General features: G+C 76.7%; 3 protein-coding genes. All 3 read left to right on the forward strand.

The window, feature by feature from the left end; translation table 11 throughout:
* Position 1: 1 nt before the first annotated feature.
* The 3 genes from ACIQ9P_RS08310 to ACIQ9P_RS08320 are packed head-to-tail and all read left to right on the forward strand — an operon-like array spanning position 2 to position 11,797.
* Entirely contained in the window at positions 2-4,924 is a 4,923-nt protein-coding gene (locus tag ACIQ9P_RS08310) for a beta-ketoacyl synthase N-terminal-like domain-containing protein (protein ID WP_402351692.1), read from the forward strand.
* Positions 4,921-8,400 carry a type I polyketide synthase gene (locus tag ACIQ9P_RS08315; RefSeq protein ID WP_402351695.1) on the forward strand — a complete coding sequence of 1,160 codons (3,480 nt, stop codon included), beginning with the start codon at positions 4,921-4,923 and terminating at the stop codon, positions 8,398-8,400. The genes ACIQ9P_RS08310 and ACIQ9P_RS08315 overlap by 4 nt, the downstream gene beginning before the upstream one ends.
* Complete coding sequence (locus ACIQ9P_RS08320; protein ID WP_402351698.1) at positions 8,393-11,797, forward strand: amino acid adenylation domain-containing protein; 3,405 nt, start codon at positions 8,393-8,395, stop codon at positions 11,795-11,797. The genes ACIQ9P_RS08315 and ACIQ9P_RS08320 overlap by 8 nt, the downstream gene beginning before the upstream one ends.
* The last annotated feature ends 14 nt before the right edge of the window (positions 11,798-11,811 follow it).

Here is an 11,811-nt window from a genome sequence, read left to right on the forward strand (position 1 = left end):
GATGACGGAGCAGCAGCAGAGCGGCACCACCGCCCCCGCGCCCACCCCGCTCACCCGGGCGCTCGACACCGTCCGCAAGCTGCGGGCGCAGCTGGACGCCGCCAGTGGCACCGGCCCGCTGGCCGTGGTCGGCATCGGCCTGCGGCTGCCGGGCGGCATCGCCGATCTGGACGGCTACTGGGCCGCGCTGGCCGAGGGCCGCGAACTGGTGGGCCCGCTGCCCGCCGGGCGGCGCGGGCCGTTCGCCGCCGAGTGGGAGCGGCTGCCGCACAGCGGCGGGTTCCTGGACGAGGTGATGGACTTCGACGCGGAGTTCTTCGGCATGGGCGCGGCCGAGGCCCGGGGCGTCGACCCGCAGCAGCGGCTGCTGCTGGAGGTCGCCTGGGAGGCGCTGGAGAACGCGGCGCTGCCGCCGGACCGGTTGGACCCGGCCCGCACCGGGCTGTTCGTCGGAATCACCGGCCAGGAGTACTGGGACTGGCACACCGGTGAGCTGGACACCCACTGGGCGGGCGGCAACGGCCACTGCTTCACGGTGGGCCGGGTGGCGTACGCGCTGGGGCTGGCCGGTCCGGCGATCACGGTGGACACCGCCTGCTCCTCCTCGCTGGTGTCGGTGCACCTGGCCCGGCAGGCGCTGGCCCGCCGGGAGTGCGACGTCGCGCTCGCGGGCGGGGTGAACCTGGTGCTCTCGCCGCGGGCGACCCGGCTGCACCAGCTGGCGGGCACGCTGTCGCCGGACGGGCGGTGCCGGCCCTTCGACGCCCGGGCGAACGGCTTCGCCCGGGGCGAGGGCTGCGGCGTCCTGGTGCTGAAGCGGCTGGAGGACGCCCGGCGGGACGGCGACCGGGTGCACGCTGTGGTGCACGGTTCGGCGGTGAACCAGACCGGTCGCTCGACCGGCTTCACCGCGCCCAACGTGCTGGCGGAGGTGGCGCTGACCGAGGCGGCGCTCGCGGACGCCGGGCTCTCCCCCGCCGACATCGGCCTGGTGGAGGCGCACGGCACCGGCACCTCGCTCGGGGACACCATCGAGATGGAGGCGATCGCCTCCGCCCTGGGCCGGCGCAACGGCGGCGCCGAGCTCAGCGTCGGCTCGGTCAAGGCCAATCTGGGCCACCCGGAGTCCGCGGCCGGGGTGATCGCCCTGGTCAAGGCGGTGCTGTGCCTGCGGCGGCGGGAGGTGCCGCCACTGGCGAACTTCGGCACCCTCAACCCGCTGATCGACCTGGACGGCACCGCCATCACCCTGCCGACGGCGCTGCGGCCCTGGCCGGAGCGCGGCGGGCGGCACGCGGCGGTGAACGCCTTCGGCATGGGCGGCACCAACGCCCAGGTGATCCTCGGCGCGGCCGAGGACACCGGCCCGGACACCGCCGCGAACGGGGCCGTTCCTGTGACGGGCTTCGAGGTCTCGGCCCGGACCCCGGAGGCGGTGCGGGCGCTGGCCGGCGCCCTGCACGACCGGCTCGCCGGGCTGCCGGACGGCTCCTACCCGGCGTTCGCCTACACGGCCGGGGCAGGGCGGGCCCGGCACCGCTGGCGGGCGCGGATCGCCGCCGCCGACCGGGCCGCCGCGCTGGGGGCGCTGCGCGGGCTCGCCGGAGACGGGGCGCCGGGCGACGTGGTGCCGACCGAGCGGGAGCAGGGCCGGGAGGACGACGGCGGCGGGTTCGCGGAGCTGCCCAGGGTCGTGCTGGACCTGCCGAACTACCCCTGGCAACGCCGCCGGTACGCCCCCGAGGGCATCGCGGAGGCCGTCACGGAGGCCGTCAGCGCGCAGACCGCGCCCGAAGCCGTCCCGGAACCGCCCGCCGCCGAGCCGGCCCGCGCCGCCGAGCCGGCCCGTGCCGCCGGCCGGGCCAGCACCGTCGAACCGGCCCCCGCCGGGGAGCGGCCGTCCGCCGACGAGGGCACCGGCGCCGCCCTGTTCGCCCTGGAATGGGCCGAGACCGGGGACGGTCAGGCCGCGACGGCCGGCGCGCCGGGCCGTTGGCTGCTGTTCGCCGACCGCGCCGGAACCGCCGGAGCCCTCGGCGCCGAACTCGTCGCCCGGCGCGGCAGCTGGGTGACCGTCACCCCGGGCAGCCGGTCCCGGCGGATCGACCCGCTGCGGTACGAGCTGGACCCGGCCCGGCCGGAGGACCTCGCCGCCCTGCTCAAGGAGCTGCGCGCGGTCGGCGACGAACCGTGGGCCGGGGTCCTGTACGCCTGGGGCCTGGACGCGGCCACCGGACCGGTCCCGAACGGCCCGGGCCCGTTCCCGCTGGCGGCGGCCGCCGCCGACGCCGTCCGCCCGGCCCCGCTGCTGCTCCGCGAGCTGGCCGAGGAGGGGCTGCCCGGCGGCCCGCGCCCGGTGCTGCTGACCCGGGGCGCGCAGCGCGTGACCGAGCGGGACGGGGCGCCCGACCCGGCGCAGGCCCTGCTGTGGGGTGCGGCCGCCACCGCCCCGGCCGGGGCCGACACGCCCCGCCCGCTGCTCGTGGACCTCGACCCCGACCCGGCGCGGGACGACGCCGCCCGGCTGCTGGACGTGCTGCTGCGCCCGGCCGGGGAGCCGTCGGCCGCGCTGCGCGGGCCGGTCGGGTACACGCCGGTCCGGGTCCCGCAGGACTCCGCCGACGGCACCGAACCGGCTTGGCAGCGGCGGCCGTTCGACCCGGAGCTGGACACCAACCAGCGGCTGCTGGCGGTCCGGCCCGGGCTCCTGGAGAGCCTGACCCCGACCCGCTGGGAGCGGACCGCGCCCGGCCCCGGCCAGGTGGAGATCGAGGTCGCGGCGGCAGGGCTGAACTTCAGCGACGTGCTCAAGGCGATGGGCTCCTACCCGGGCGCGGCCGGGACGGTCCCGCTGGGTGTCGAGTGCGCGGGCCGGGTGAGCGCGGTCGGCGCGGGCGTCGGGCGGTTCCGGGTCGGCGACCGGGTGATGGCGGTCGCGCCGTCCGCGTTCGCGGCCTGGACCACCACCGAGGCGCACCTGGTGGCACCGAGGCCGTCGGCGCTGGACGACGAGCAGGCGGCGGCGGTGCCGGTGGCCTTCCTCACCGCCGTGTACGGGCTGGTCCACCTGGCCCGGCTGCGGGCGGGCGAGACGGTGCTGGTCCACTCGGCCAGCGGCGGGGTGGGGCTGGCCGCGCTCGCGGTGGCCCGGCGGTGCGGGGCGCGGGTGTTCGCCACCGCGGGGACGCCCGCCAAGCGCCGCTTCCTGCGCGAACTCGGCGGGGTGGAACTGGTCGCGGACTCCCGTTCGACGGACTTCGCGGCCGAGGTCGCGGCGGCCACCGGCGGGCGCGGGGTCGATGTGGTGCTCAACTCCCTGACCGGGGAGGCGCTTCGGCACGGTCTGGCGCTGCTGGCGCCGGGCGGCCGGTTCGTCGAGCTGGGCAAGCGCGACATCCACGACGACAGTCCGATCGGCCTGGGCCGGCTGAAGGCGAACCGGGCGCTGTTCGCGGTCGACCTGGACCACGCCTTCCACGCCCGACCGGACGTGCTGGCCGAGTTGTTCGAGGAGGTGGTGCGGGGATTCGAGGACGGCGGCTTCGGGCCACTGCCGGTCACCGTCCACCCGTTCGCCGGGGCCCGGGAGGCGTTCGCCACCATGGCGCAGGCCCGGCACACCGGCAAGCTGGTGCTGCGTCCGGAGCCGGCGCCGGAGCTCGCGGTGCCGCCGACCCGCTCGGTGGTCCGGGCCCGGGCCGGCTACCTGGTCACCGGGGGCACCGCTCCCGCCGCCCTGGCGGCGGCGCGCCGGCTGGCGGACCTGGGGGCGCGCCGGATCGCCCTGCTCCGCTCCCCCGGTTCCGTCCCGGACGCCGCCGCGGAGTCGGCGGTGGCGGAGCTGCGTGCCCGGGGCGTGGAGACGGTACTGCCGGTCGCCGACCCGGCCCGCGTCGAGGAGGTGGCCGCCGCGCTGGCCGCGTTCGACAGCCCGGCGGCGCCGCTGGCCGGGGTGGTGCACCTCGCGGGTGCCGAGGCGGCGCACGAGGCGCCGAGCAGTGGGCCGGACGGCGACGGGCCGGACGAGGCCGAGGACGACCCGCTGGGCGCGGTCACCCCGGCCGCCGACGCCTGGCGGCTCCATCTCGCCACCGCCGGAAGTGCGTTGGACTTCCTGGTGCTGTCCGACCCGGCGTCCGCCCCCGGCCGGGCGACGACGCTCGGCACTTGTCTGGACGCGCTCGCCGGGCACCGCAGGGCGCTCGGACTGCCCGCGCTGAGCGTGGACGGCGCGGGCCTGCCCTCCCTCGCCCGGCTGCTGGGCAGTCCGGCCGCGATCGTCCGCTCGGCGGGCGGCGCGGGCTCCCCGGCGAGTTCTCCGGCGGGGGACGCCGCGGTGGCGGACTCCGACGGCGGGGAGGCGGTCCGGCGGCAGCTGCTGGCGGTCGAACCGGGCCGGCGCCGCCGGGCCGTGCTGGTCCGGCACTGCCGGGAGCTGGCCGCCCGGGTGCTCGACGGGCCCGGCGCGGGCGCGCCGGACGCGGCGGCGATCGACAGCTCGGCGCCGCTGGCCGGCCTCGGCTTCGACTCGATGCGCACCCTGGAGCTGCGTTCGCGGCTGGAGCTGTCGCTCGGTGTCCCGCTGCCCGCCACGCTGGGCTGGCAGTACCCGACGCTGGACGCCCTGGTGCCGTTCCTCGCCGAACGGATGGGGATCCCACTGGAGGCCGCCGCGGCGCCCGCCGCCGGACCGGCGGCTCCGCACCGCCCGGACACCGGCCCGCACCACGTCCACGGCTCCGGCCTCGACCTCCACCGGCCCGAGCATCCCGGCGGCTCCCACGGCTCCCACGGCTCCGAGGAACTCGACGGGCCCGATGACCTCGACCGGCTGTCGGAACGCGAGCTGGAGGCCCTCCTCCTCGCCAAGACCGAGCAGTTCGACACCAGTGCCGATCCGACCGACCGGGGGCAGGGACGATGACCACGCGCGAGCACACCACCCGGGGCGACACGCCCGAGGACCGCACCGGCTCGATGACGGCGATGAAGCGCGCCTATCTGACCATGGAGCGGATGCAGCGCCGGATCGACGAGCACGAGCGGGCCAGGACCGAACCGATCGCCATCGTCGGCGTCGGCTGCCGCTTCCCCGGCGGAGTCACCGACCCGGACTCGTACTGGGAGCTGCTGACCGCCGGCACCGACACGATCGGCGAGATCCCGGCCGACCGCTGGGACGTCGACGCGTTCTACGACGAGCAGCCGCGTACCCCCGGGAAGCACAGCACCCGGTGGGGCGGCTTCCTGGACCACATCGACCGCTTCGACCACGAGTTCTTCGGTATCTCCCGCCGCGAGGCGGTGTCGATGGACCCGCAGCAGCGGCTCGTGCTGGAGGTCGCCTGGGAGGCCCTGGAGGACGCCGGGCAGGCGCCGGACGCGCTGGCGGGCAGCCGGACCGGGGTGTTCCTGGGGATCTGCAGCAACGACTACGCCGGGCTGCTGTTCCGCGAGCCGCAGGACATCACCGCCCACGCGTCCACCGGCATCGCGCACAGCATCGCCAGCGGCCGCCTCTCCTACCTGCTGGACCTGCGCGGGCCGAGCGTCTCGGTGGACACCGCCTGCTCGTCCTCGCTGGTCGCCGTGCACCAGGCGTGCCAGAACCTGCGGCTCGGCGAGTGCGACCTCGCGATGGCGGGCGGCGTCAACGCGGTGGTCGCGCCGGACGCGGCGATCTCCTTCTCGCAGTTCCCGGAGATGCTGGCCGACGACGGCCGCTGCAAGACCTTCGACGCGGCGGCGAACGGCTTCGTCCGCAGCGAGGGCTGCGGGGTGGTGGTGCTCAAGCGGCTCTCCGACGCGCGACGCGACGGCGACCGGGTGCTCGCGGTGATCCGCGGTTCGGCGGTCAACCAGGACGGCCGCAGCTCGGGCCTGACCGCGCCCAACGGCGCCGCCCAGCGCGAGGTGTTCCGCCGGGCGCTGGACGCGGCCGGGGTGGCTCCGGACCGGGTCGGCTACATCGAGACCCACGGCGCCGGCACCAAGCTGGGCGACCCGATCGAGGTGTCCGCGCTGGCGGAGGTCTACGGCCGGCCCGAGGGCGCGCCGCTGCACCTCGGCGCCGTGAAGACCAACCTCGGCCATCTGGAGGCGGCGGCCGGGATCGCCGGGCTGATCAAGGCCGCGCTCTGCGTGGACCGCGGGCAGATCCCGCCCAATCTGCACTTCGTCGAGCTCAATCCGCACATCTCCTTCGAGGGCACCACCTTCGCCGTGCCGACCGCGCTCACGCCGTGGCCGTCCGACGGGGCCCGGCGGCTGGCGGGTGTCAGCAGCTTCGGCTTCAGCGGCACCAACGCGCACCTGATCGTCGAGCAGGCACCGGAGCAGCCGGCCGCCGGGCCGGAGGAGGCTGCGGAGACGGGGCCGGAGAACGCGCAGGACGACGGCCGCCCGCTGTCGGTGCTCGCCCTGTCGGCGCGCAGCGGCGGCGCGCTGCTGAAGCTCGCCCGCCGCTACCAGGACCGGCTGGCGAAGGCCGGGCCCGAGGGCGCGGCGGACCTGTGCTACTCGGCGAACACCGGCCGCTCGCACTTCCCGCACCGCCTCGCCGCGGTCGGGGCCACTCCCGGCGAACTCGCCCAACGCCTCGCGGACTTCGTCCGGGACGACCCGGGCGAGGGGCTGCTGCTGGGCCGGTCCGGGGGCGCCGCCCCGGCCGGGCCGGGGTCGACCGCCGAGCCGGTCTTCCTGTTCACCGGCCAGGGTCCGCAACGCGCCGGCATGGCGAGGCAGTTGTACGAGACGGAGCCGTTCTTCCGACGTACCCTGGACCAGTGCGACGAGATCCTGCGCGGCGTCCTCCCGGCGCCGCTGCTCTCCGCCGTGCACCCCGTCTCGGCGGCGGACGGCGAGCTGATCAACACCATGGAGTTCGCCCAACCGGGCCTGTTCGCCGTGGAGTACGCGCTGGCCGGACTGTGGCGGTCCTGGGGCGTGGAACCGGCCGCCGTGATCGGCCACAGCCTCGGCGAGTACGCGGCCGCCTGCTTCGCCGGCGCGCTGTCACTGGAGGACGGCCTGCTGCTGGTCGCGGAGCGCGGCCGACTGCTGCAGCGGCTCGCCGAGTCCGGCGCGATGGCGGCGATCGCCGCCCCCGCCGACGAGGTCGCCGCCGAACTCGCGCGCCACGACACGGCGTTGGTCGCCGTCGCGGCCGTCAACGGCCCGGCGAACACCACCGTCTCCGGGGTGCGGGAGGTCGTCGACGAGGTCTGCGCCGCGTTCGCGGCGCGCGGCGCGGAGGTCCGGCGGCTGCGGATCTCCACCTCCTCCCACTCGCCGCTGGTCGAACCGGTGCTGGAGCCGCTGCGGGCCGCGCTGGAGAAGGTCCGGTTCGGCGCGCCGGCCGTCCCGCTGCTGTCCAACCTGACCGGCGGGCTGTGGCCGTGGGACCGGCCGCTGGACACCGACTACTGGCTGCGGCACGCCCGGCAGCCGGTGCTGTTCGCGGACGGGGTGCGGGCGCTGTACGAGCTCGGCCACCGCACCTTCCTGGAGGTCGGCCCGGCGCCGACGCTGCTGGGCCTGGTCGGCGAGGTGCTGACCGGTGACGACGTGCTGATGCTGCCCAGCCTGCGGCCGAAGTACGACGACTGGGAGATTCTGCTGGGCAGCCTCGGCCGGCTGTACGCCGAGGGGGCCGAGGTCGACTGGGCCGGGTTCGACCGGGGGTACCGCCGGGCCCGACTGCCGCTGCCGCACTACCCGTTCGCCGCCACCCGCTGCTGGCACGAGCCGAGCGGCGACGGCCCCGCCGCGATCCCCGCCCGGCGGCCCTCGGCGCGCACCGATCGAACCGAGCGCGTCCAACGGCCCGTACGCGCCACGACCGAACGGACCGAACGGACCGAACGCGCCGAACGCGCCGAACGGACCGCGTCCGCCCGGCCGGTCCCCGCCCGCCGACTGTTCGGCGCCCCGGGCCGGGCGGCGGCGAGCGTGCTGCCGACCGCCGAGGAGCTGCTGGCCGCGCCCGCCGGGCAGCGGGTCGAGGCCCTGGTCGCCGGGCTCACCGCCAGTGTGCGCACCGCCCTCGGCTCGCGGGCGGCGGCCGTGGACGCCGACGCGCCGCTGTCCACCCTCGGCCTGGACTCGTTGATGGCCGTGGAACTGCGCAACGAGATCCAGGGCCGACTGGGCGTCAAGGTGACCGTCGCCGAGTTCCTCAAGGGCGCGACGGTCCGCAGCCTGGCCGGACAGGTGGTCGAGGGGCTGACAGCCACTGGTACCGCCACCGGTACCGCCACCGCCGGGGACGCGGCGCCGATCCGCCGGGCGCCCCGCGCCGCCGACCGGACCGCCCCCGCCCCGGGCGCCGACCCCACCGCCGAACTGCTCGCCCTCCTGGAGCAGGTCACCGCCGAGCGGCCGGAGCGGGTCGATGACTGAGCTCGACGAACGCCTCGCCGCGCTCACCCCGGAGCAGCGGGCGCACCTGGAACGGCTGCTCGCCGAACGGCGGGACGCGACCGCCACGCCCGCCACCGCAGGCCCGCCCGCACCCGCACCCGCACCCGCACCCGCACCCGCCGAGGACGTCTTCCCGCTCTCGGTGTTCCAGCAGGGCATGTGGTTCCTGGAGCAGGTCCGGCCGGCCAACCCCGCCTACGTGGTGCCGGGCGCGGTGCGGGTGCGCGGCCCGGTGGACGCGGAGGTGCTGCGCGCGGCGTTGCGCGAGGTGGTCCGCCGGCACGAGGCGCTGCGCACCACCTTCGCGCTGCGCGACGGCCGCCCCGCCCAGGTGGTGCGGCCCGCCGTCGAACCCGAACTGCCCGAGACCGATCTCCGGCGGGCCGGTCTCAGCCCGGCCGAGCTGGACGAGCGGATCGTGGCGGCCGCCGTCGGCGAGCCGTTCGACCTGGAGGCCGGGCCGCCGCTGCGGCTGGCCCTGCTGCGCACCGGCGAGGACGAGTCGGTGCTCGTGCTGGCGCTGCACCACCTGGTCTCGGACCGCTGGTCGTTCTGGGTGCTGCTGGCCGAACTCGCCGCGCTGTACGAGGCGTTCGCGGCCGGTCGACCCTCGCCGCTGCCGGAGCTGCCGGTCCAGTACGCCGACTTCGCGCTCTGGCAGCGCGAGCAGCACGAACAGGGCCGCTGGACACAGCAGTTGGCATACTGGCGGGAGCGGCTGGCCGGGGCGCCCGCCGCGCTGGAGCTGCCCACCGACCGGCCGCGTCCGGCGGTCCAGGGCTTCAACGGCGGCACGCTGCCGTTCGAGCTGCCCGAGCCGCTGCTGCGCGGGCTGTCGGAGCTGGCCCACCGCCGGGGCGCGACCACCTACATGGCGCTGCTGGCCGTGTTCACGGTGCTGCTGTCCCGGTGGGCGCGCCGGGCGGACATCCTGGTGGGGGTACCGACGGCCGTCCGGGACCGGCCCGAACTGGAGCCGATGATCGGCTACTTCGTGAACACCCTGCCGATCCGGACCGAGTTGGGCGGCGAGCCGTCGTTCACCGAGGTGCTGGACCGGGTGCGGGCGGCCTGCCTCGGCGCCTACGAGCACCAGGAGGTGCCGTTCGAGCTGGTGGTCGGCGAGCTGGGCACGGCACGCGACCTCAGCCGGCCGCCGGTGTTCCAGGTGAGCTTCGCCTACGGGCGGGAGGCGGTGCCGGACCTCACCCTGGGCGGCGCCCGGCTGGAGCCGGTGCCGGTGCGCGGCGGCGGCGCGCGGTTCGACCTGGAGCTCCAGGCGTTCGACCGCGACGGCGGCCTGAACGGCTGGTTCGAGTACGACCGCGACCTGTTCGACGAGTCCACCGTCGCCCGGCTGACCGCCCACTTCGGCCGGCTGGCCGAGCAGGCGGTGGCGGCCCCGGAGCGGCCGGTGGAGCGGCTGGAGCTGCTGACGGAGGCCGAACGCCACCGGGTGCTGGTGGAGTTCAACGACACGGACCGGGAGTGGCCGGCCGGGGAGGGCTGGATCCACCAGGCGTTCGAGGCGCGGGCGCGGCTGTCCCCGGAGGCGGTGGCGCTGCGGTTCGAGGGCCGTTCGGTGGGCTACGGCGAGCTGGACCGGCGGGCCAACCGGCTCGCGCACCGGCTGCGGCGGCTCGGCGTCGGCCGGGACGCGGTGGTCGGCGTCGGCATGGAGCGCGCGCCGGAACTGGTGGTGGCGCTGCTGGCGGTGCTCAAGGCGGGCGGCGCCTACCTGCCGCTGGACCCGGAGCTGCCGGCCGCCCGGCTGGAGCACATGGTGCGGGACGCCCGGGTGCCGGTGCTGCTCACCCAGCGCCGGGTGCTCGGACGGCTGCCCGTGTCCGACGCCGAGGTGCTGTGCGTGGAGGAGTTCGAGGCCGGACCGGGCGAGGAGCCGGACACCGCCCCGGAGGTGGTGGTCGGCGGCGAGGACCTCGCCTACGTCATCTACACCTCCGGCTCAACCGGCACTCCCAAGGGCGTCATGAACGTGCACGCGGCGATCCGCAACCGGCTGCTGTGGATGCAGGACGCCTACCGGCTGGACGCGACCGACCGGGTGCTGCAGAAGACGCCGTTCTCCTTCGACGTGTCGGTGTGGGAGTTCTTCTGGCCGCTGGCGACCGGCGCCACGCTGGTGCTGGCCCGGCCGGAGGAGCACCGGGACGCCGGCTACCTGGCCCGGACGATCCGGGCGGAGGCCGTGACGACGGTGCACTTCGTGCCGTCCATGCTGCAGTCCTTCCTCCGGGAGCCGGTGGAGCAGTGCGTGAGCCTGCGCCGGGTGGTGTGCAGCGGCGAGGCGCTGCCGCGCGACCTCCAGGACCGCTTCCTGGCCCGCTCGACGGCCGCCCTGTACAACCTGTACGGCCCGACCGAGGCCGCCGTCGACGTGACCCACTGGACCTGCGGGCCGGACGACGACCCCCGGCGGCCGGTGCCGATCGGGCGGCCGATCGCCAATACCCGGATCCTGGTGCTGGACGAGGCGATGCGGCCGGTGCCGGTCGGGGTGCCCGGCGAGCTGCACATCGGCGGCCGGGGCCTGGCCCGGGGCTATCTGAACCGGCCCGAGCTGACCGCCGAGCGCTTCGTCCGGGACCCGTTCGCCCCGGACCCGGCGGCGCGGCTGTACCGCACCGGGGACCTCGCGCGGTTCCGCGAGGACGGCGCGGTGGAGTTCCTGGGCCGGCTGGACCACCAGGTGAAGCTGCGCGGCCTGCGGATCGAGCTCGGCGAGATCGAGGCCGTGCTGGCCGAGCACCCGGGGGTGCGCGAGGCCGTGGTGACGGCCCGGCCGCACCGGACCGGGGACGTGCGACTGGTCGCCCATCTGACCGCGGCCGACACGGCCGGGGCTCCGCCCGGACCGGCCGAGCTGGCCGCCCACCTGCGCGGCCGGCTGCCCGGGTACATGGTGCCCGCGGTGTTCGCCGTGCTGGACGCGCTGCCGCTCACACCGAGCGGCAAGGTGGACCGCAACGCGCTGCCCGAGCCGACCGGCGACGGCGCGGCGGCGGGCGCGCCGTTCACCGCGCCCGGGGCCGGGCTGGAGCGCTCGCTGGCCGGGCTGTGGCGGACGGTGCTGGGGGTGGAGCGGGTCGGCGCCCACGACAACTTCTTCGACCTCGGCGGGCATTCGCTGCTGATGGCCGAGCTGCGGTCGCTGCTGGCGGCGGACCTCGGGCACCGGGTGTCGATGGTCGAGCTGTTCCAGCACCCCACGGTGGCCTCGCTGGCCGCCCATCTGAGCCGGTCCGGGGCGGATCCGTCCACGGCCCCCGGCGCGGCCGCGCGCGAGCGCGCCGAGAACCGACGCCGGGCCGGTGCCCGGCGGCAACAGGCGGCCGTGCGCCGTGCCCGTTCCTGAGAGCGCGATGTGAG

The organism is Kitasatospora sp. NPDC094019 (assembly GCF_044764505.1).
In the GTDB taxonomy this organism is placed as follows: Bacteria; Actinomycetota; Actinomycetes; order Streptomycetales; family Streptomycetaceae; genus Kitasatospora.